The following is a 20,309-nucleotide window of genomic DNA, read 5'->3' on the forward strand; positions in this document are numbered from 1 at the left end:
GTCCGGTCGTCCGGGGCGGTCCCGGACGAGGAGCCGACCTCACTCGTGCTTGGCCCGGCTCGGCTGCACGCGCTTCGGCTCCCCGGCCATCTTCGGGTGCTCGGGCGGGTAGGGGAGGTCACCGAGACCGTGGTCCCGCGCATCCCGCTCCGCCTGCTCCAGCACCTGCTCCAGGCGCCCCGGGTCCTCCGCCATCACCGCGTGCACGTCGCCGACCGAGGCGAACCGCTTCCGCATCGTCATGATGTCGAAGTCTCCCGGCTCGACCCGCGAAACCTCGTCCCACCGCAGGGGAGCCGAGACCTGGGCGTGCGGGCCGGGCCGCACCGAGTAGGCACCGGCCATCGTCCGGTCCCGCGCCATCTGGTTGAAGTCCACGAAGATCCGCTCCCCGCGTTCCTCCTTCCACCACGACGTCGTCACCCGGTCCGGCTCGCGCCGCTCCAGCTCCCGACCGACCGTGATCACCGACCGCCGCACCTCCACGAACGACCAGTCGGCGACGATCGGAACGAAGACGTGCAACCCCCGCCCGCCGGAGGTCTTCGGCCATCCCTCCAACCCGAACTCCGCCAGCACCTCACGCAGGGTCAGCGCCACCCGGGCCGCGTCGGCGAACGCCGTCCCGGGCTGCGGGTCGAGGTCGATCCGCATCTCGTCGGGGTGGTCCGGTGCGTCCCGGCGCACCGGCCAGGGGTGGAACGTCAACGTGCCGAGGTTCGCCGCCCACAGCACCGCCGCCGCGTCCTGCGGGCAGAACTCCTCGGCCGTCCGCCCGCTGGGGAACGTGACCTCCCCGGTGGGAATCCACTCCGGCAGGTTCCGCGGCGCCCGCTTCTGGTAGAAGGACTCGCCGTCGACCCCGTCGGGGAAGCGCTCCAACGTGGTCGGGCGCTCCCGCAGCGCGCGAGCCACGCCGTCGCCGACCGCGAGGTAGTACTCGACCACGTCCCGCTTGGTCCACCCGCGCTCCGGGAAGAACGGCTTGTCCGGGCTGGTGACCCGGACCGCACGGCCCCCGACCGTCAGCTCCAGGGGATCTCCGTAGCGCGCCATGGCCTAAACGGTAGACGCGCGCCCCCGCTGCCGCCTCCCGGCGACCCCGCAGCCCGGGCCGCCCGTGCCCGCCGGTTTCCCACCCGTGACCTGGCCACCCCCGGGCCGGCCTGCCGCAGGGCGGCGGCCGACGCGCGAGCCCGCCGCCGCACGCGCACAATCAGCCGGTATGGACCTACCGGTGATGCCCCCCGTGCTTCCCATGCTCGCTCGCGCCGCCGACCGCATCCCCCTCGGCATGAGCTACGAGGCCAAGTGGGACGGATACCGGGCACTCGTCTTCCGCGACGGTGACGAGGTGGAGATCGGCAGCCGGACCGGCAAGTCCCTCGCCCGCTACTTCCCCGAACTGCTCCCCGCCCTGCGCGACAACCTCCCCCGGCGCTGCGTCGCGGACGGCGAGATCGTCGTCGCACGCGACGGCCACCTCGACTTCGACGCCCTGCAGGAACGCATCCATCCGGCCGAGTCGAGAGTGCGACGGTTGGCCGCCGAGATCCCCGCCGCCTACATCGTGTTCGACCTGCTCGCCCTCGACGGGAGGTCCCTCCTGGCGGAACCCTTCCGCGAGCGCCGGGCCCTCCTCACGGAAGCCCTTCGGCAGACAGCCCCGCCCGTCCACCTGGCGCCCGCGACCGACGACCACCGACTGGCGCAGCGGTGGTTCGAGGAGTTCGAGGGCGCCGGTCTCGACGGCGTCGTCGCCAAGCGCCCCGACGCCCCGTACCGGCCGGGGGAGCGGACCATGGTGAAGATCAAGCACGAGCGGACCGCCGACTGCGTGGTGGCGGGGCTGCGGCTGCACAAGAGCGGCCCCGTGGTGGGGTCCCTGCTGCTCGGACTCCACGACGGCCGGGGCAGGCTCCAGCAGGTCGGGGCCTGCGGTGCCTTCCCGATGCGACGCCGCGCGGAACTGATGGACGAGCTGCGCCCCCTGCTCATGGACGACGACCCCACCGGCCACCCCTGGGCCGACTGGCGGAACGCCGACGCCCACACCGAGGACCGCATGCCGGGGACGCCCAACCGGTGGAGCGGCCAGAAGGACCCCAGCTGGCTGCCGCTCCGGCCCGAGCGGGTCTGCGAAGTGGCGTACGACCACCTCCAGGGCGACCGTTTCCGGCACACCGCCCAGTTCCGGCGCTGGCGTGACGACCGCACCCCGGAAAGCTGCACCTACGCCCAGCTCGACCGCCCCGTCGGTCCGGACCTGGGGGCTGTCCTCGGCTGAAGCCGGGGTCGCGCCGCCGCGCCCGGCGCCCGTCGCTGCGCGGCCGTGCCGGGCTCTCCCCGTCATGACCGCCGAACCGTAGGGTTACGGCATGAGCGACGGCGCGGATGCACGCAGCAGCGAACTGGAACGACTCGACACCGGCAAGTACGTGCTGGTCACCACGTACCGCCGCGACGGCAGGACCGTGCCCACCCCGGTCTGGAAGGTCCGCGACGGCGACGCGCTCGGGGTGTGGACCAACGCCGGCTCCGGCAAGGTCAAACGCATCCGCAACCGCGGCGACGTCCTGCTCACCCCGTGCGACGTCCGCGGACGCCCCACGGGCGACGAGGTGCGCGGGTATGCGGAGCTGCTCGACGACGACGGCAACCGCCGGTACCGACGGCTGATCGCCCGCCGCTACCCGCTCGCGGGCCCGCTCGTCCTGCTCGGCAGCCGCCTCCGGTACGGCGTGCGAGGCACGGTCGGTATCCGCATCACCGTCGCCGACTGACAGCGCCCCCACCCACTCCGGAGCCGGTCCGATGCCGGTCCGGAGCCGGTCCGGAGCCGGTCCGGAGCTGCGGACGGGCACCCGAACATGCCCACGAGGGGCGTGCACGGGCCACCACTGAAGTGGGGTATTGTTCTTTGTGCACGGAGCGCCGGGAGACCGGCGGGACGAGCACGGGACGTGGCGCAGCTTGGTAGCGCACTTGACTGGGGGTCAAGGGGTCGCAGGTTCAAATCCTGTCGTCCCGACAGCAGCCGAAAGGCCTGTTGGACTGGAGAAGATCCAGCTCAACAGGCCTTTGGTCGTTTCTGCGACGGGTCAGGGAACGCTCCGCAGGTGGCCGCTGGCCGCCTGTCGTGGGACCACTGTGGGACCAGACGGGTCCGCGGCGCCGGGGGAGGCTCCCAGGAAGCCGCTCAGCGACTGGCCCGCCCGTTCGACCGCCCGCAGGTCGGGGTGGAGGTAGCGCTGTGTCGTGGTGAGTGAACCGTGCCCCGCGATCTTGCGCAGAACGTGCAGCGGGACGCCGGCATCAGCCATCCAGGTAAGACCGGTGTGCCGAAGATCGTGACGCCGCAGGAACTCGTAGCCAAGGCTCAGCACGACAGCGTCCCAGTGGGTGGCATCCCGGAGCACGGCCGTGGTGATACGGCCTCCGCGTGGTCCGGTGAAGATCCGAGCATCCGGTCGGCGACCGACAGCGGTGATCCGGCGCGACAGTATCGGGCGAATCTCCGGGATGATCGGAGCGACCCGGCGGCGCTTGCCCTTGGTCCCCTTGTCGATCAGGCCGCCGGGGCCGGGCGTGGTCTGCCGGCAAACGGTCCACAGCCAGGAGTCGGTATCGATGTCGCGGACCCGGACGCCGGAGACCTCACCGATGCGGGCCGCGGTGCAGGCACTGAACTCCACGGCGTCGCCCCATCCGATGTACTCGCCAGCCGAGCGCGCCACCAGGGCGGAGGAGAGGCGCTGTAGGTCCGCCCAGTTGCGTAGAGCCAGCGAGCGCGGGTCGTCCAACTCGTCCTCAGCCTGCTTGTACTGCTGCTGCCAGCCGACGACCCGTGCGGGGTTCACGTCGATGAGCCCGTCCCGGACTGCCTGTTCCATCACCCGGACGAGTACAGCAAGGCTGTTCTTCACCGTCGAGCGGCTGTGACCGTCGGCAATCCAGGAGTGCACGGCACGGTCAACGATGCCGTTCGTCACGCCGGCAACCGCGATGTGCCCAAGCGTGGGCACCACACGCAGACGCCAGCCAGCCCGGTACGGGTCGAGGGTCTTCGCCTCCAACCCGCGCATGGCCAGGGGCCAGACTTCGGAGTCCTCAGCCCCGTACTCGGCCAACGTCATCGTCGCCGTGTCGGGCGTGACACCCCGGGCGGCGAGCCGACGCATGCGCTTGATCCAGTCCTCAGCGGCCTCTGGCGTCGGCAGCATCTCGGAGCGGGACAGGCGGCGACCCGACCGAGGGTCGAACCAGCGAACGCGTGCCCGATGCGGGTTGGGGCCGCCCGGCCGGTGCTCGATGTCGCCGGAGACTTTGACCCCGAGAGGTGGAAGCTGTGCCTTCGCCATCAGGCCGCCTCCGCCGGGTCCACACGGCGGGACTCAAGCCACCGCTGAACGTCAGGAACGCTGTACATCGTGACTCGCGAGGTCAAACGAACGAAGGGCGGACCCTGCACAGGCTGGGAGGTGCGCCAGCGACGAAGGGTGGAGGCGTCGACCCCGAGCAGTGCGGCTACCTCGTCGGTCGTGTACCAACCGTCGTGCAACAGGTCGACGGGACGAGGTCCGGGCGATGCCGGGGCTCCAGCGCGGAGCAGGTGCGCGAGGTGATGGAGCGTCACAAGCTGAGTCACGATGGGTCCCCTTGGGCGTCGTGGAGTGCTTCGTAGGCGGTTTCGCGGTTGGTGCGGATGGCGTCGGCGATGGTGGCGGCGAGCCAGGATTCGCCGGGGGAGTGGCCGTGTCCGGCGTAGGTCCAGTCGGCGAGGGTGAGGGTGGTGGGGTCGGGTCCGGTGTCGGGGTCGAGGCCGAGGGAGGCGCGTTCTTGGGCGGCGCGGTAGTCGGCACGTGTCTGGCGGAGGGCGCCGAGGGTGGTGGAGTAGGCGCGGGATTTGGTGGAGAAGTGGCCGCGGAAGCCGAGCATGTGGGCCCAGTCCCAGAGGCGGCGTTCGGGGTAGTGGGGGTCGAGGTCTTTGCAGGCGGTGATGAGGCGGCGGGTGTGGTCGGGGACGGCCTGTCGGTCGAGTTCGGCGATCTCACCGATGCGGCGGTCGAGCCCTCCGGCGGTTTCTGCGGCCTTGGTGGCGTACTTGGCGACGTAGGCGGCGACGGCCTGTTCGGTGAGCTGCGTGCCGGCGCCGAGGGCAGTAATGGGGCGTATGTCGAGCTGCTGTCCCCAGCGCAGCGTTCGGGCGGAGTGGGGGCCGCTGCGGGGGGCGGTGATGGCGGTGTAGGTGTGGTGGGCGGCGGCGCGGATGGCGTCGGTGAGCAGGGCGACGCTGGCCCAGTGCGGGGGCGGGGTGTCGGCTCCCTCGGGTCCGTCGAGGCGGATAACGGCGTGGAAGTGGATCGCGCCGCGCTTTTGGAACTCAGCGACCTTTCCGAAGGAGAGCCGGGCGGTGTCGGCGAGTTCGCGTTGCGTGATGCCGGCACGGGCGGCGACCTCGCGGCGGAGGCGATTGGTGAAGCGCCGCCACAGGTCCCCGGCGTGGTTGTTGAACAGCACGGCGGCGGCGTAGTCGTAGGTGTCGGGGTTGAGCGGGGTACCGAGCGTGGCGGCGTCTGCGGGGTGGTGGGTGCCGCAGCGGCAGGGGCCGGTGTCGGGGCGGTTGTGGACGGGGCCGAAGGAGGGTGCGGTGAGAGTGGCGAAGACCCGGGGGTGTTCCCGCACGGTGAGCGGGACGTTCTTCGTCGGGTCGCCGGTGAGTCCGGCGCGGATGAGGTGGAAGGTGTCTCCGGCGTAGGTGCGGGCGCAGGAGGGGCAACGGGTGGCGCGGCGGTTGCCGCAGGCGATGCGGAGCCTGCCGCCGGGTTCGTCGCGGGTGGAGTAGTGATGGAGGGTGGCGCCGGTGATCCGGTCCTTGGTGAGGGTGAAGCCGCGCAGGTGGATGGGGTCGGCACATCCTCCGGTGCGGTGAACCTGCTGTTCCCAGCGGCGGTAGTCCGGCTGCCCGGTCACCCTCAGCGCGTCAGCGAGGGTGACCGGGCAGGGGCCCGCCGCGGTGGCGGTGTGCATCAGGCCGCCACCTTCCGCAGCGCGGTCGGCACGATCGTGCCGGTGGCTGCTGCCGCGACAGCGGCGGCGACCGGGGGCGGGACGGCGTTGCCTATCTGTTCGAACTGCTTGGTGCGTGAACCGTGCCAGGGGTAGTCGGCGGGGAAGCCCTGGAGGAGGGCCGCTTCGGCGACGGACAGCCGGCGAACCTTGTGGCCGTGTTCGTCGTGCCAGGAGACATCTTTGAGGCTATGGCCGAATAGCAGGGTGGGCGCCGGCGAGTCCAACACCCGGCGCGTGGCGCGCTTCTGATTCCCGACCCGCAGTGTCCAGGAGCGCGCCCGGCCGGTGAGTGCCCAGGAGGGGCCGCCGGTGGGGAAACGGGTGCCGCCGGTGGTGTGGTGGCCCCGGGTGATGATGTCTCCGGTCGGGCAGCCGATCGCGTCCCGCATGGAGACCCAAGGGAGGCGCCCGGGGCCGAAGAGCGTCGGTGGGGTGCCCGCGCGGTGGTGAGTGGGTTCGGGCGGCAGCGCCGAGCGGTCGAGGGAGGCGATGAGGAAGCAGCGTTTGCGTGTCTGGGGTAGTCCGTGATCGGCGGCGTTGAGGATGCCCGTCCATGTCGAGTAGCCGACCGAGCCCAGGCGGCGTGCGGTGTGCTGGAAGAGCGGCAGTGCGGCGGGCACCTGTTCCAACGCGATCCAACGGGGGCGCCGGGCGAGGCTGTAGCGCAGTGGTTCGACGACCAGGAGCGAGCGGGGGTCGGCGCACCGGGCCCGCATCTCTGCCCGGGTGTCGCGGCCGGCGGCGAGATCGGAGAGCGCGGCGTGGCAGAGGGGCATGTCGTCGGCGCCCGCGCGGAGGCCGGCGGTGCTGAATGTCTGGCAGGGTGGCGAGGCGATCAACCCTTCGGTCGCGGGGAGGTCCCGGGGGTCGAGTGCGGCGACATCGGAGGGTTCGGTCGCGTGTCCTGCGGCGGTCCGGGTCGCCAGCGCTGCACGGTCGATCTCCACGCCAAGGTCACGCAGGCCAAGGGACCGTAGACCGTGGGACCAGCCACCGGGGCCGGCGAAGAGGTCGAGGACATCGAAGGTGGTCATGCCGCCTCCCCATCGAGACCGGGGCGCACCGGGTGGGCGTTGAGCCAGTTCTCGGCGCAGACCTTGTGGACGGGGGTGCCGTTGTCGGAGCGGAGCGGGGTCGAGGCGCCGCACAGGACGCAGGGCTTGTCGCCGCTGTGGTCGTAGTGCTTAGCCGCGCGCCAGTTCAGGAGGGTCATCGGGTGGCCGCCTGGGCCGCTCGCGGGGCGGTGGTGCCGGTGCCGTGGCAGGTGCCGCAGTGGACGGGCAGGGTGGTACGGGTGCCGTCGGGGGCGCGGGTGCCGGTGGTGATGTGGGCGGTGGCGTGTCCGTCGCAGCCGTTGCAGACGCGGCCGGTGGTGTGGGGCATCATGGGATTTCCCTTTCGCTGGGCTTCGGTCTGGTGTGGGAGGAGCCCCGGGGCGGCGGATGCTTGGCGGTATCGGTGCCGCCCCGGGGTTTTGCGCTGTTCAGGGGCGTCGGGTGTGGCCCTTGGCCGCGTACATGGCCTGGTCGGCGGCGGACAGGGCGTCGCTGAGGGTGGGGACCGGCAGCTCTGCGGCGTGGCTGGTGCCGATGGAGGCGGTCACGGGGATGAGGGCGCCGTTGTGGGGGACGGGCCGGTTCAGCAGCCGCGCGAGGTCGTCCAGACGGCCCGCGGTTGCGTCGGTGGTGATGGCGGTGAACTCGTCGCCACCGATTCGGCCGGCAAGTCCGGTGCGGTGGCACCAGGCGGCGAGCCGCTGGGCGGTCGCGGTCAGGGCGGCGTCTCCGGCGGGGTGGCCGTAGGTGTCGTTGAGCTGCTTGAAGTGGTCGAGGTCGACCAGGAGGACCGCGGCGCCGGGCTGGTTCAGGAGGCGTTCGGCGCGGGCGGACCAGCCGCTACGGGTGTGCAGCCCGGTGAGGGGGTCGCGGCGGGCGGTCCGCAGGCGGTGGGTGAGCCATCCGCTGTGGAGGAGCCAGCCGGAGAAGGCGAGCGCGGTGAAGGCGTAGGAGTACACGTTTCTCCTTGTCGCAGAGCGCGAGTGAGGTGGGGAGGATGCGGGGCGCCGGATGGGTGGCGGTATCGGTGGCGCCGGGTGTCGAGGGTCAGCGGCGGCGGTTGCGGCGCTTGCTGCCGGGGACGGCCGGGAGGTTGTCGTATCCGGCGCGGCCGTGGTCGAAGGAGTCGCGGTCGGTGTCGGTCATGCCGTTGTCGGCGAGGGTGCGGTTGATCTCGCGGACCTTGCGGCGGTCGCCGTGGCGCTTGGCGATGGCGAACTCGCGGCCCAGTTCGGCCATCTCCGGGTTGGAGGGGCCGTTGTCGGTGTTCTTGCGGAAGAAGCCCATGGGGTCGGTTCCTTTCAGCGCTGGTTGCGGTGGTGGTCGGTGTTCGGCTGCTGGGTGGTGAGGGTGCGGGCGGTGATGGCCAGGGCGAGGGCGATGACGGCGAGGGAACCGGCGACGATCGCCACGGCCAGCAGGAGGGAGGTGAGGATGACGCCGACCGCGACGACCAGGACCGTTCCGCCGACGGTGATGGCGAGGATGCCGCCGGTGGAGATCTGGATCTGCGGGCGGCCGATCGGCGCCGGGGGAACGGCGGGGTGGTCGCAGCCGCAGATCTGGCCGTGGTGGATGGCGTCGGGGAGCCGCGGGGTTCGGTCGTGGTGAGTCATCGAAGACGCTCCGGTGGGTGTCAGCGGGCGGTGCACTTGTGGTGTCGTGCGGCGAGGTCGGCGGCGTCCTCGGTGTCGAAGGTCGCGGACCAGCCGCAGGCGTTGGCGGTGCAGGAGGCGAGGTAGCCGCGCTTGTTGGTGCGGCGGTTGACTCCGGTGGCGATCTCCACGGGGCCGATCGAGCGCAGGCGGCGGAAGGCGGTCATGAGGTTCTCCTGTCAGGTGAGTTGGGCGGTGATGGCGTGGATCATCGGTGCGGGCAGGTTCAGCCGGGCCGAGAGCGTGTCGGGATCGATCGAGGTGCCGGTGGTCTGCCGGTGGGAGTCGGCGATCTGCTGGGCGTGAGCTACCAGGCCGGGCGGGACGCTCACCGCCGGAGCCGGAGCCGGAGCCGGATCGGGTTCGGGGGTGGTGTCCGGGGGCGGCGGGGCCGGTTCGGGTTCGGTGTGGTTGGCCGCGGTGAGTTCGGGCCGGGGGTCGGTCGGTTGGGCCGGGGTTTCTGCCGGCAGTTGCTCGACTTCGATGGGCGGGGTGTCCTCGGTTGCCTCGGGTCGGGCCGGGGTGTGGGCGAGGAGGGTTCCGCCGAAGAAGGCGAGCGCTGGCCATCCGGCGACGAGGATCGACAGCCACTGGGGCACGTCGTCCAGGTTGATCATTCCGGCGGTGCCGATGTTGGCGCCGAGCGATGCCGCGAGGGCGATGACGAACCACAGCCAGGGCAGAGCGGCCGAGTGGCCCGCTTCGCGCTGGATGTGAATGCGGCGCCAAGCGGCGACTAGCAGGAGGTCAACGGAGATGGGGTAGGCCCAGGCTTTCCAGCCGGTCTGTCCGGCTGCCTCGGCGATCTCGTGGAGGTGGGCGAAGGACAGCGCACCGGCGATGACGGCTTGGATCAATACGGCGTCGATCCGGGCCAGGTACTCGCGCACGGCCATCTCTCCTTCCGTTGTGCGGCGGTTGGGCGGGGTCAGGTGGGGTTGCCGGTGCCGAGGCAGGACAGGCACAGCGAGGTCTGCTCGCCGACCTTCCGGCGGGACCGGCCGACCAGGACGGTCGTGGTGACGGTGCCGTCCTTGCAGTCGCCGCAGTTGTGCTGGGTCGTGTCGTTCGGCGGGGGCGCGGGCGGGTTCTTCTTGCGGGGCATGGCGGGCCTCTTTTCGTCATGGGAGGGGTAGGGAGGCGGCCCATGGCGGGGCCGGAGCGTTCGAAGAGGAGGGGTTACGCGGGGGTGGCCGCGGGCCGCATCGGTGCCTTGTTCAGGGAGACCGAGGGCGAGGGCTGCCAAGCGGCGATCTCGTTGATGCGGGGTGTGGCCGCGGCGTGCTCGGCGCAGGCGCTGACCGCTTCGCGCATCGTGGTGTGCGGGGTGCGGATCAGGGACCAGCCACCGGCAGCGGTCGCGGCGACGGCGACCCCGGGCCGGTCCGGGGAGATGCGGACAGCCGCAGCAACAGCATCAGGGGCGGCGTCGGAGAGCGCCATCTTCGCGGTGCCCTCATCGTTGACGCGGTGCACGGTCCGGGCGGAGAGCTGAGCGCGCAGCATCGTAATGCCGGAGCCAAGATCGGCGCCGAAGCGCTGCCCGCACACCTCCAAGTAGATGCCCGCGGCGCGGCCGAGCTGAGCCAGCCGAACCAGAGCGGTGATGATCGCATCGCGGCGCTTCTCCTCGGCTTTCGAGGCGACCAGGGCCAGTTCGGCGACCTCATCCACGATCACCACCACCGGAGTCGGCCGCAGCCCTGCGGGCAGACCCCAGATATCGGAAGTGATCTCAGCCGCCGCGGTGTCGGCGCTGATGCGCTGCTCGCGCCGGATGAGCTGGTAGACCGCCTCCATCCGCTCCAGCAACCCGTTCAACAGGCCAAGAGCGTCCTCGGGAGTGGAGACCAAGGCGGACAGGCGGGGCGCGTAGGGGGCAAGTTCGACGCCTTCCTTGCAGTCGATCCCGACCAGAGCGACCGGCAGCGGCGCGAGGAGCTTGACCAGGCGCCGCTGGTAGACCGACTTCCCCGACTGCGTCGCGCCGATCGTCAGCGCGTGAGGGATACGGCGGTAGTCCCGCCAATGCGTCGAGCCGTCCTCGACCACCGCGACAGGCAGCCGCAGACCATCCCCAGAGGTGCCGGCAACCTCGCTCATCCGGACTCGGGCCAGCACATCGAACCCGGTCATCCGCAACTCCACCAGCCCCGCCCGCACTTCCCGGCAGGTCACCTGCTGCATCGCGAAAGAGTGCCGCAACCGATCAGCGGCCGACCGGAAGTCGTAGGCATCCTGCCCCGGCAGCAACCGGACCCGAACCACCAGCCCCGTCGAAGTGACCCGTAACCGGACCAGCCGAGGAACCCGCGGAGAGGGAAGAGGCCGATGTACCCACCGGGCCACCGCCAGCCGCATCCGCGAGGGGTCTTCCACCAGCCCGCACGCGTCCATCACCGACGACCACCGACGCAGCACCCGCACCACCGCCAGCACCCACCCGACGGTGAGCCACCACCACGCCGGACGCACCCACCGCAGGGCAACCAGCGCGGCAACCAGGACCAGGACGAGCACCAAGCCGAGCACGACTCACACAGCCTGCGTGATCGCAACGGCCCGGAACGCGATCCCGTGGCGCTTCTGGCCGTTGAACTCGTTCTCCCACGGCCGCGCGATCAACCCCGTCAGCGACACCCGAGCACCCGAGTCCAGCTCACCCGAGACCCCCGTCTCCGGGACCGTGACGGTCACCAGTTCCGCGTTCCCGTCCCGGACGAACAGCACGTCCGCCGTCATCAGCTTCGCGTTCGTCTCACGATCCAGAGCGATCTCACCCGTCTGCCGGTTCGCGATCTTGATCTGCGGCGCCTGGGCCAGCACGACCATCGCGCCGCTGGTGTCCACCGGGATCTGACGCATAGCTGTCTCCTCAGTTGTGTGCACGAGCACTCATGTGCATGAGTGCTGATTCGAGAGTGCCCGACTCATGTACATGAGTCAAGTCCTCTCGTTGAAGGGAGACTTGCGGCTTTGGCCGAAGCGGCAGCGGCTCAGTCCTCGGCGGGCACGATGTAGTCGAGAGACCACAGGTCAGCGGCCATGACGGTGTCGCACACCTCGACCGCCTGCCCTTCCTCGGTCTTCGCAACTCGGGTCAGGTGCAGGATCGGGGCGCCGGGGCTGAGCTTGAGTCGTCCACGCTCTTCTTTGCTGGCGAGACGGGCGCGCACGGTCTCATGAAACGAGCCGAGGGTGTGGCCGTGGTCTTCAAGGCGCGCATAGATGCCGCCGCCGCCGGGGTTGTCCTGGTGCATCTCCGGGATGTCGCTTACGACGTCCCATGGCAGGTAAGAGGTCGCTTCCTCCGTTGGGGTGCCATCCCGGAAGTAGAGGCGCCGGCGGACGAGTACCGCCGAGGCGGGGGAGAGGTCGAGCAGTTCAGCCACGGAGTCAGGTGCTGGCATCCTGCCCACATGCAGCACCTCCACCGAGGAGGACGAGCCCATCTGCTCGCTCTCGGCGAGGAAGGCCGCCTTGCCTGCCTTGCGATGCGACCGGCGGAAGCGGTCCGCGGCCTTGCGCTGGTGGGTGGGGCGTCGCTTGACGAACGTCCCCTTGCCGTGGTGTGTCTCCGCGAGGTCGAGCGACCTTAGCTCTGCGACGGCGCGGCGAGTGGTTCCTGCGACGACGCCGTACCGCTTCATGAGCTCTGACTCACTCGGCAGCTTGTCGCCAGCGCTCAGGGTGCCGGTCCGAATCTGTTCCGCCAGGTCGTCGGCGATCTGCAAGTAGACCGGCTTGCCCGAGTCCCGCGTGCTGGGGGTCCCCATTGAGTTCGACTCCTTCTATGCTCCTCTACATGAGTAACAGCCGCCCATCAACGAGGTCAACGCCGCTCCACTCCGTATCGGTCGCCGGTGCAGTCGTACGGGAGGACGGGCGAGTCCTCGTGATCCGGCGCGCCGACAACGGAACGTGGGAGCCTCCGGGAGGCGTGCTCGAAGTGGACGAGTCCCCGGAGGCCGGGGTGGCACGCGAAGTCTGGGAAGAGACCGGCATCCGGGTCGAGGTCGAGCAGCTCTCGGGCGTCTACAAGAACATGAAGCGCGGCGTCGTCGCCCTGGTCTTCCGCTGTAGTCCCGCAGGGGGAAGCGAGACGTTGAGCGACGAGTCAACAGCCGTCGAGTGGCTGACGGCTGACGAGGTCTCGCAGCGCATGTCCGAGGCCTACGCAGTCCGGGTACTCGATGCCTTGCGCGAAGACGGCCCGCACGTCCGGAACCATGACGGAGTTCGCCTCGTAGCTGCCTGACGGCGAAGCCGGTTGGCCACGCGGTACAAGTTTCCCTACTTCATCAAGGCTCGCTCCGCTCGCTGCGCGGCCCGGCTCCCCCGGGCCGCCGCTCCTGTCTCCGCCCCGCTCCGGCCCGGTCCGCCGGCCGCGCGGGTGCGGCGGCGCGGTGGTGGGGAACGTGGGTGGCTGGGGCGGTCGGCTCCAGGGCTTTAGGCAGCCACCATGGGGCGAGCCTCGAAGATCATGGCCCAAGATCGGGCTATTGCGGGCAGGTCCAAGGACTGCCCGATTCGCGGACCAGCTTAAAGGGCCATGATCACTCGCCCCATGGCAGCTCCCGCCCAAAGCCCCTCCGCCGACCTATCGCGGAGCAGCAACGGGATACTTTGGCGATTCCGTTGCGCCAGTTAGCAGGACCGCTGTGCGGCGAGCGTGAGGACGGAATTGCGCTCCCCTGACCATCGATTGCACGTCGAAGCAGGTAAAGAAGGAAAGGAGGAGGTAGTTGAGTGAGGTCTTAATCTGGATCATCAATTGATTAGCAGCTCCGGGATGTCTCTGAGTCGGCTCGTCACCTGCGTTCGAAATTTCTTGTCCAGTTTAGCGACTTTGAAGAGATGGCACCATTGGCGTTCGGTCACTACGATATCGGCGTAGGGAATCGCGACGGCTAGTGCGGCTAGGTCGATGTGGTCGTGCTGCTGCCAGGGCCACTGTGTGTTGCGGTGTTTGAGGCGGCGAGCCTCGAAGACTGTGGCAGATGCGGGCATGGCGCGCAGAAATCCCTTAACCGCTACGGGGCCTCCCATCTCGATCAGTTTTCCGTAAATTAGATTTGAATCTATGTCAAACTCTGTAGCTACCTCGTGGAGGCTCTCGGAAATCTCCGTGATCTCTTGTGCGGCGATCAGGTCATCGAGACGCTTCTTATATTCGGGGTTGGCGGCTAGGTGCTCCGAGAGGGCTCTCTCTTGGTGTGCGAATGAGTCGCCGATGCGGTGCTGGCCCCGCGTCTCCCAGTCTTCGTAGATCATGGGGTCGTTTTCGTTCCCCGCCAGGGACCACCACTCGTATGCATCGTCAGGCAAGGCGCGAGCCTTGTCGATCAGCTTCAAAAGATCGGGTTCTGGATCGAGTTCTTCTCCTTCTTGAACCGTATCGGAAGCAATATTACTCACGAGTCGCAAGCGGCCAGTCGGTGACGCAAAAGCGTGGTTTACGCCCCGGCCGAGGACTCTTTCCGTGGTCGGTCGAGCATCTTCGTGGCTGATTGGCATGTCGAGGTACTCGGAAAGAGCAAGTTCGATTTCCCAGCGCCTTACGTGCTGAATTGGTGCCATGGACTGAAATCCTGAGAGTGTGCGCATTAGTCGCGCTAGGGCGTGCCGTGATTTCCAGTCTGATCGATGCCATGTTTCGAGATAGTGGGCGGCTGAGATTGGGACTACTGCAGCTCCTGATTCTACGGCTCGATGGAGGGACCTGCTTGCGGACAAGGTGGGTGAATCGGTGCCGTCGCTTTCGGCTTTGAGTAATTCGACCCATTTGTTTTGGTCAAGATAAACGATCTTCCTCGGTGTCACGAGGAGAGTCTGTCATGGGGTCTCGTGGCGCGGGCGGAGATCGGTTAGTCAGTAGTCGAGAGAGTCTCTCAGTGAGGGTACTGATTGAGTCAGGAAAGATGCATATCTGCTGATATGCGGGTTTCGGTATATTTTGAGCCACTGGGGTCTGCCGGTTGACGGATTGGCATCGGGTTCTGTCGTGCTGCGAAGTGTTCCGAGCCGATCGCTAGTCAGCGGCGGACGCCTTGACGGGCAAGTGAGAGTCTGGCTATGAGGCCTGTCAGGAGGGGAACCGCGCCTTGGGACCAGCTTGGGACCACACGCTGTGCGCGCTGCCGAACATCTGCAGCTCGTAGGAACGGTGCGTGGTCGGCTACGCGCTGTCCGGCCTGCGACAAGGTCATCCCTAACGATCTGGGGGTCAAGGGGTCGCAGGTTCAAATCCTGTCGTCCCGACAGGAGCGCAAGGCTCCATCGCAGGTCAGGGCCCTGTTTCACTCATGTGAGACGGGGCCCTGTTTTGTGTTTCAGGGCTACCTCTCACAACTTCTCACATTCGTCCGCGGTGCCGCCTCAGGCCTGGTCGAACACGGCATTGAGCCGGTCCACCGCGGGTTGGAGGTGCTGTACGTCCGGGTGTACGTAGACCCGTTTGGTAAAGGACAGATCGCTGTGTCCGGCCCAGGCGGAGACCACGACGTCCGGTACCCCCGAGGCGGCCAGCCAGGTGAGGACGGCGTGGCGGGCGTCGTAGGGGCGGACCCGCCGTACTCCGGAGGTCTCCATGAGGCGGTAGCAGCGGCGTCGAAGCCAGTCGGTCTTCACCGCCCCGCCGAGCTCGTCGACCACGACGCGACCGCTGGCGGAGTATGCCTCGCCAGCCGCGAGCCGCTCCTCCGCCTGCTGGGTACGGAAGCTGCCCAGGGCCTCGGTGACAACGCGGGGGAGGAGCAGCCTTCGCCGTCCCGCCGCTGTCTTCGGAGCCTTCTCGACCACGATGCGTTCGACGTTGGTCCGGGTCATCGCTACCTGCAGCGTCCCGGCCTTGAGATCCACGTCCTGCCAGCGAAGGCCACATACCTCGGCCGGGCGCAGGCCGAGGAGCAGGAGCAGCATCGGAGCGTGCAGGCGGTCCCCGGCGATGTACCGCAGGAAGGGGAGTGCTTCCTCCTCCGTCCACGGTTTCCGCTCGGCCTTCGCCTCCAGCGCGGCGTCGCGTGCCTTCCGGGGGATGGTGACGTACTGCGCGACGTTCCGGGGCACGAGCTGGCGGCGCACCGCCATGTTCAGCGCTGCACGGAGCCGGCCCAGAGTCAACCGGACCGACCGGACTCCGAGGCCGGTGCCGGGCTTTCCTCCCCGCACCCGGCCACTGGTCAGCATCCAGTCGACCAGGCCCTCGACGTCCTGCTCGGTGAGCGCCTGCAGAGCCTTGTCACCGAGGTGGGTCCGCACCGGCCGCAGGGCATCCTCGTAGTTCGCGGCAGTCGCTGCCTCGACTTCGCGAACGGCGCTGGTGAGCCAGGTGTCGAGCCACTCGTCCACCGTCAGCTTGGTCGGTGCGACGAAGGTGCTTTGGTGAACCTGGTGCCGGATACGCGAAAGCTCGGTGACCGCCTGCTTCTTCGTGTCGAAGGTGCGCGTCAGCTGCTTCCGCTTGCCGTCCTCGCTAGTGCCGACATCCACCACCAGGCGATAACGAGTGCGACCGTCCTTGTGGAGCACTTTCCGTATCGGATCCTTCAAGAGAACTTCCCTTCCGCTACTGGTCACCGCCCTGCGCGGCACCGCGGAACGTTAGCCCGATGATGCGGCCGTACCCAGCGGGGAGTGGCAAGTTCGCTCGCAGCAGACGCGGTGGTCTCAGTAATTGCTCGCCTGCGGATGGCCTCAGGAGGGGCGAGACCCCCTTGGAGGGTGCAGGCGATGGATTTCTCTGATGACACCTCGGGCGAGGGAGTGACGGCGGGCGCCGGCTGAGCCCCAGATGTTGGGGCTGTCTTCGTGGGACGGTTCCGATGCGTGGACAGGGCCCGAGCCCTCCTGGCTCAGGCGCGTAGATAAGTGGCGGTCGCTGTTGGCCAGCGGCCCCGGGGCCAGTTACGGTGATCGTGTCCCGCCATTCTTTGACGGCTGAGGGCCGGTGTGAGTCATGCCGCGGCCCCGTCGGTATGGCGTTTCGGGCTTCCGTGGGCGACCTCTACGCTCCGACTCTCTCCTCGGTGCTGCCCCTTCTCGCAGCGGCTCCTGATCATCTGGAGCGCTCTTCGGCTGCAATCTCCCCGCCAGCAGTGTTCGTGCCGGTGCTCGACCCCGCTTCGGCGGTGGGAGCGCCCTTCAAGAGGTCGACTATGCGGAGGAGTTGGTGATCGTGGGCAAGAGTGTGGCCCTCGGAGACGGCGTCGGGGAGGGGGCGACGTCACCGGTCGCATCTCGCCGATGGGCGCTCCTGGCCATGTGCGTGGGCGTCTTCTGCATCCAGCTCGACGCGTTCGGGCTGAATCTCGCACTGCCGCAGATTGGGCGCGACCTGCATGCGGGCGGAGACGGTCTCCAGTGGGTGATCAGCGCGTACCTGTTGTCGACCGGCACATTGATGCTGGGGGCAGGACGGCTCGGGGACCTCTTCGGGCGGCGAAGGCTCCTGATCGCGGGGCTTGTCCTGTTCGGCGCCTCCTCCCTGGTCTGCGCACTCGCCCCGACCCTCCCCGTTCTCGTGAGCGCCCGGGTGGTGCAGGGCGCCGGCGCAGCGATGATCATGCCGGTGGGGTTGTCCCTGCTGACCAACGTCTACCCGGCCGACCTACGGGGCCGTGCTATCGGCTTGGCCCTCGGGATCGGCGGGATCGCCACCGCGAGCGGCCCCTTCGTCGGTGGCGCCCTGACCGAGCTGGTGTCCTGGCGAGCCGTGTTCTGGCTGAACATCCCACTCGCTGTCCTTGGCGTGCTCTGTGCCTCCCGTACCGCTGAGAGCTTTGACGGGGGGGCGCCGCGCAGCGTCGATTGGCGTGGCCTTGTCGGCGCTACGGCCGCGCTCGCCGTGCTCTGTGTGGTCATCGACCGCGGACCGGGCTGGCCGTGGCCCGCCGCCTTGGCCGGCGCCGCCGTGGTGGTAGTCCTGCTGATTCTCTTCGTGCGGCGAGAGCGGGTCGCAGCCAATCCGCTAGTGGAGCTCAGCCTGTTCCGCAACGGACCGTACATGGCGCTCACCCTGGCCGGCGCCGCGGCCAACACCGCCACGGTGATGTTCTTGTTCGTCGTACCCCTGACCCTCCAGGGGCAGTGGGATCTCTCGGTAGCCCTGGCGGGCACCGCGTTTCTCCTCCCCGCGGTGGCAATGGCGATCGCCGGACCACTCGCCGGTCGAGTGCCGCAACGCGCGGCAGTACGGATGATGGCGGGCTGCCTGGGCGGGGGAGCGCTGGTTCTGGTGTGCCTCACCCAGGCCCCCTCACTCACCGCATACCTGGCCGTCGCCACCGTCGGCGGTGCTGTGCTCGGAGTGGCGAACTCGTTGACACTCATCGCCACCCAAGCAGTGATCCGGCCCGAACGGGCCGGGGAGGCGTCAGGGGTCACCAAGACGATTATCACCGTGGCCGCTGGCCTCGGCGTCGGGCTGGCCGGCGCCGTCACCGACCAAGAACGCGGCGTGGGCTCCGAAGCGGCAACGGCCACGGCACTATTGCTCACCGCGTTCGGTGCACTGGCAGCGAGCGCGGTCCTCGCCGTGTGGATGAGGCGCCGGGAAAGTGCGGCGCGGGCCGCTTCGCAGAGATCGGAGGGGTGACTGTCTTCTCGGGCGGGGCTTCGGCGTAGTTCGACCGTCTCCCTTTTGGTCTGTCGAGGCCGAGGAGGGTGAGGGAGCGCACCTGGTAGCGGGCTGTGCGGGGGAGCCCGGAGGAGAGGTTGCGGATTCCGGCGATGCGGAGGGCGTCGATGGCGAGGTTCCGGTGGGCGGCCGTGGCCCGGGGCGCGTTGCCGGTTCCCAGGGGGAGGCGTCCTTCCCGAACGTCACGTTTTCTCTGGGGCGCGGGGACTGGATTGTCCAGTGCCCGTGGATCAGAGCGGCGGAGCGGGGTCGGGACGGCTGGCTCGGCGGGCGTTCGGGCGGCATCTGGCGGAGGCAACACGTTGGCGGGATGCGGTCCGGAAGCCGGTGCAGTTGAAGAGAGCGGCCGCGGAGGTGAGGCGCAGCCGCTTGGCAAAGCGGGCGTAGCCGGCCTGACCCTGGGGCAGTGAGCGCCCAGTAAGTTTCAGGTGGTTGCTGGTAGTGCGGTATACCTCGACCGACTCGGGGTCGGTGGGGTGGAGCCGGGTGCGTGTCGCCTCGATGGTGAACGTGTCGCTGCCGGTGGCGAACTACATCAACATGAACGGTCCGTCCATGCCCGTGTGCGCGCCGGCGCTCAGCGGTAGGACCTGGATCGTGGTGTTCGGATCGCCCCTCAGCCGGTCTATGAGGTGCTCGACCTGGGCCTTGGCGACGGCCCGGCCGCCGACCTCCTGTCGCAGCAGTCCTTCGGGGATCACGGACCATATCTTCAGGGGCGGTTGGCGCTCGGTCATGGCCTGGTGATGCTCGGCACGCATGGCGATGAAGCGCTCGATGTCGTCGGCGGTGGACCAGGCCCGGCTGCCTTCGACGATCGCCCGCTCGTCGGCGGGGACCTGGAACAGGCGTACGGCCCGGGCCAGTACATCACCAGCCATCTCGACGGCATTGCCCCCGGCCCGCTTGCCTGGCCCCGCCAGATCGCCGGCATCAGCGTCGTCATCGCCCAGGCCGACACCGGAGGCGGCTTCTGGGTCTCCTCCAGTGACCGGCTCTGGCCCCGCCAGGCCACGGCCGCGGCGACCAACGGCTACGCGGAAGGCATGTGGCTGGCCCACGACCGCGCTGACAACTCCGCCGCCTCGGCACCCTGCCGGTCGCCACCGGGCGGTGCGCGAAGTTCATCAGCTCGCTCGCCGCCGAAGAACCGAGTAGCTGACGCCCCGTGCTCGTGGCCCTGGAAGGATTACCCGGCGCCGGCAAGAGCACCCTGCGAGACCGACTCCTCGCCTACGTCCGGCTGCGACCACCGTGACGATCGAAGCCGCCGTCGGGGCTTGCCCCGTTTTCACGACCACTCCGTCGAGGGGCGCCGCGACAGTACGACGAGACGAGAATACCGATCATTTCTGATCGTGCCCGGCCGTCAAGTGTCCGAGGTCGTGGCCACTAGCGCCCGAATCCGCACCACCTCAGGCAGTGAAGTCCCTTATGTCGGGGGAGTCGCCAGTCACACTATTGAAAACGGAAGCCATGGTTCCGTTTTCATGGTTTGGAAAGCGCGAGCGCGGTGGGTTAGCTTCGGGCCAACGCAGAGAGGACCCCGAACGGCAATTCGAGGCCCCCGCGCTCTCTGCGATCCGGTTCCATCTCTATCCATCTCATCGAGAGGCACATCGCGTGAAGAACGCACGCCGCCTGCTGCTCAAGGCGTTTCCGGCGCATCGCGAAAGTATCATCTCGCCCCCGCCATAGATTGACGTGGGCACGTGGTCCGCACTCGCCGTGCAGGCCCACTGGACGCCGATCATGGCGACGGTCGTTGTGCTGTCCGGCACGGACAGCCTCGTCTGGGCGCTGGTCCCCCTCGCGCTCGCCGATCGCAGCGTCATCGCCTATCTGCGGGTTCGCCGCCGCTGACGCGCATATGGGGTGCTGGCAGGCGCA

At 68.9% G+C, this 20,309-nt stretch carries 24 protein-coding genes and 1 tRNA gene; 6 read left to right on the forward strand and 19 right to left on the reverse strand.

The genetic code is table 11. From position 1 onward, the window contains the following. Window positions 1-39: 39 nt before the first annotated feature. Complete coding sequence (ligD, locus tag HCJ92_RS00335) at window positions 40-1,056, reverse strand: non-homologous end-joining DNA ligase (protein WP_167931303.1); 1,017 nt, start codon at window positions 1,054-1,056, stop codon at window positions 40-42. A gap of 169 nt (window positions 1,057-1,225) precedes the next feature. Between ligD and HCJ92_RS00340 the strand changes: the two genes are divergently transcribed. The 3 genes from HCJ92_RS00340 to HCJ92_RS00350 all read left to right on the forward strand — a co-directional run bounded on the left by HCJ92_RS00340 (window position 1,226) and on the right by HCJ92_RS00350 (window position 3,031). Then, window positions 1,226-2,287, forward strand: coding sequence for an ATP-dependent DNA ligase (locus HCJ92_RS00340; RefSeq protein ID WP_167931304.1), 1,062 nt, complete (start codon window positions 1,226-1,228; stop codon window positions 2,285-2,287). 91 nt (window positions 2,288-2,378) lie between these two features. Further along, a complete protein-coding gene (locus tag HCJ92_RS00345; protein WP_167931305.1) occupies window positions 2,379-2,783 on the forward strand; it encodes a PPOX class F420-dependent oxidoreductase in 405 nt (134 codons plus the stop codon). 174 nt (window positions 2,784-2,957) lie between these two features. Beyond that, window positions 2,958-3,031 (forward strand) — tRNA-Pro (locus tag HCJ92_RS00350). A 70-nt stretch (window positions 3,032-3,101) separates the two neighbouring features. On the opposite strand, the gene HCJ92_RS00355 is transcribed toward HCJ92_RS00350, so the two are convergent. From HCJ92_RS00355 to HCJ92_RS00425, 15 genes are all read right to left on the reverse strand, one after another. Then, window positions 3,102-4,361 carry a tyrosine-type recombinase/integrase gene (locus HCJ92_RS00355; RefSeq protein ID WP_167931306.1) on the reverse strand — a complete coding sequence of 420 codons (1,260 nt, stop codon included), beginning with the start codon at window positions 4,359-4,361 and terminating at the stop codon, window positions 3,102-3,104. Continuing rightward, complete coding sequence (locus tag HCJ92_RS00360; RefSeq protein ID WP_338053933.1) at window positions 4,361-4,648, reverse strand: helix-turn-helix transcriptional regulator; 288 nt, start codon at window positions 4,646-4,648, stop codon at window positions 4,361-4,363. Before HCJ92_RS00360 ends, HCJ92_RS00355 begins: the two co-directional genes overlap by 1 nt. Further along, window positions 4,645-6,030, reverse strand: coding sequence for a replication initiator protein RepSA (repSA, locus tag HCJ92_RS00365; protein ID WP_167931307.1), 1,386 nt, complete (start codon window positions 6,028-6,030; stop codon window positions 4,645-4,647). Before repSA ends, HCJ92_RS00360 begins: the two co-directional genes overlap by 4 nt. Further along, window positions 6,030-7,106: a DNA cytosine methyltransferase gene (locus HCJ92_RS00370; protein WP_167931308.1), complete on the reverse strand. Its 1,077-nt coding sequence runs from the start codon at window positions 7,104-7,106 to the stop codon at window positions 6,030-6,032. The genes repSA and HCJ92_RS00370 overlap by 1 nt, the downstream gene beginning before the upstream one ends. Further along, window positions 7,103-7,285, reverse strand: a complete 183-nt coding sequence (locus tag HCJ92_RS00375) for a hypothetical protein (RefSeq protein ID WP_167931309.1) — start codon at window positions 7,283-7,285, stop codon at window positions 7,103-7,105. The genes HCJ92_RS00370 and HCJ92_RS00375 overlap by 4 nt, the downstream gene beginning before the upstream one ends. Next, on the reverse strand, window positions 7,282-7,458 hold the full coding sequence (locus HCJ92_RS00380; protein WP_167931310.1) for a hypothetical protein: 177 nt from the start codon (window positions 7,456-7,458) through the stop codon (window positions 7,282-7,284). The genes HCJ92_RS00375 and HCJ92_RS00380 overlap by 4 nt, the downstream gene beginning before the upstream one ends. Before the next feature lie 97 nt (window positions 7,459-7,555). Beyond that, on the reverse strand, window positions 7,556-8,086 hold the full coding sequence (locus HCJ92_RS00385) for a diguanylate cyclase domain-containing protein (protein ID WP_167931311.1): 531 nt from the start codon (window positions 8,084-8,086) through the stop codon (window positions 7,556-7,558). An 88-nt stretch (window positions 8,087-8,174) separates the two neighbouring features. Continuing rightward, the gene (locus HCJ92_RS00390; protein ID WP_167931312.1) at window positions 8,175-8,414 is read right to left on the reverse strand and encodes a hypothetical protein; all 240 of its coding nucleotides are present in this window, start codon (window positions 8,412-8,414) and stop codon (window positions 8,175-8,177) included. Between the two features lie 14 nt (window positions 8,415-8,428). Then, a complete protein-coding gene (locus tag HCJ92_RS00395; protein WP_167931313.1) occupies window positions 8,429-8,743 on the reverse strand; it encodes a SpdD-like protein in 315 nt (104 codons plus the stop codon). 20 nt (window positions 8,744-8,763) lie between these two features. After that, entirely contained in the window at window positions 8,764-8,949 is a 186-nt protein-coding gene (locus HCJ92_RS00400; protein ID WP_167931314.1) for a mobile element transfer protein, read from the reverse strand. Between the two features lie 12 nt (window positions 8,950-8,961). Further along, the gene (locus HCJ92_RS00405) at window positions 8,962-9,672 is read right to left on the reverse strand and encodes a DUF2637 domain-containing protein (RefSeq protein ID WP_167931315.1); all 711 of its coding nucleotides are present in this window, start codon (window positions 9,670-9,672) and stop codon (window positions 8,962-8,964) included. Window positions 9,673-9,710: 38 nt separating this feature from the next. Beyond that, entirely contained in the window at window positions 9,711-9,887 is a 177-nt protein-coding gene (locus HCJ92_RS00410; RefSeq protein WP_167931316.1) for a hypothetical protein, read from the reverse strand. 74 nt (window positions 9,888-9,961) lie between these two features. Further along, window positions 9,962-11,314 carry an FtsK/SpoIIIE domain-containing protein gene (locus tag HCJ92_RS00415; protein WP_338053934.1) on the reverse strand — a complete coding sequence of 451 codons (1,353 nt, stop codon included), beginning with the start codon at window positions 11,312-11,314 and terminating at the stop codon, window positions 9,962-9,964. A 3-nt stretch (window positions 11,315-11,317) separates the two neighbouring features. Continuing rightward, window positions 11,318-11,647 carry an SCO3933 family regulatory protein gene (locus HCJ92_RS00420; RefSeq protein ID WP_167931317.1) on the reverse strand — a complete coding sequence of 110 codons (330 nt, stop codon included), beginning with the start codon at window positions 11,645-11,647 and terminating at the stop codon, window positions 11,318-11,320. A 131-nt stretch (window positions 11,648-11,778) separates the two neighbouring features. Next, on the reverse strand, window positions 11,779-12,558 hold the full coding sequence (locus tag HCJ92_RS00425) for a GntR family transcriptional regulator (protein WP_167931318.1): 780 nt from the start codon (window positions 12,556-12,558) through the stop codon (window positions 11,779-11,781). Between the two features lie 17 nt (window positions 12,559-12,575). On the opposite strand from HCJ92_RS00425, the gene HCJ92_RS00430 reads away from it, so the two are divergent. Beyond that, on the forward strand, window positions 12,576-13,040 hold the full coding sequence (locus tag HCJ92_RS00430; protein ID WP_167931319.1) for an NUDIX hydrolase: 465 nt from the start codon (window positions 12,576-12,578) through the stop codon (window positions 13,038-13,040). Between the two features lie 512 nt (window positions 13,041-13,552). Here the strand turns inward: HCJ92_RS00430 and HCJ92_RS00435 are convergent. Then, on the reverse strand, window positions 13,553-14,362 hold the full coding sequence (locus tag HCJ92_RS00435; RefSeq protein ID WP_167931320.1) for a hypothetical protein: 810 nt from the start codon (window positions 14,360-14,362) through the stop codon (window positions 13,553-13,555). 798 nt (window positions 14,363-15,160) lie between these two features. Beyond that, a complete protein-coding gene (locus HCJ92_RS00440; protein WP_420824653.1) occupies window positions 15,161-16,375 on the reverse strand; it encodes a tyrosine-type recombinase/integrase in 1,215 nt (404 codons plus the stop codon). Window positions 16,376-16,952: 577 nt separating this feature from the next. On the opposite strand from HCJ92_RS00440, the gene HCJ92_RS00445 reads away from it, so the two are divergent. After that, a complete protein-coding gene (locus HCJ92_RS00445) occupies window positions 16,953-18,377 on the forward strand; it encodes an MFS transporter (protein ID WP_338053936.1) in 1,425 nt (474 codons plus the stop codon). Window positions 18,378-18,949: 572 nt separating this feature from the next. Here the strand turns inward: HCJ92_RS00445 and HCJ92_RS00450 are convergent. Next, on the reverse strand, window positions 18,950-19,300 hold the full coding sequence (locus HCJ92_RS00450; protein ID WP_167931322.1) for a Scr1 family TA system antitoxin-like transcriptional regulator: 351 nt from the start codon (window positions 19,298-19,300) through the stop codon (window positions 18,950-18,952). 823 nt (window positions 19,301-20,123) lie between these two features. Here HCJ92_RS00450 and HCJ92_RS00455 point away from each other — a divergent pair. Further along, window positions 20,124-20,282, forward strand: coding sequence for a hypothetical protein (locus tag HCJ92_RS00455; protein ID WP_167931323.1), 159 nt, complete (start codon window positions 20,124-20,126; stop codon window positions 20,280-20,282). Window positions 20,283-20,309: the final 27 nt, after the last annotated feature.

Source organism: Streptomyces spiramenti (assembly GCF_012034385.1).
Lineage (GTDB): Bacteria > Actinomycetota > Actinomycetes > Streptomycetales > Streptomycetaceae > Streptomyces > Streptomyces spiramenti.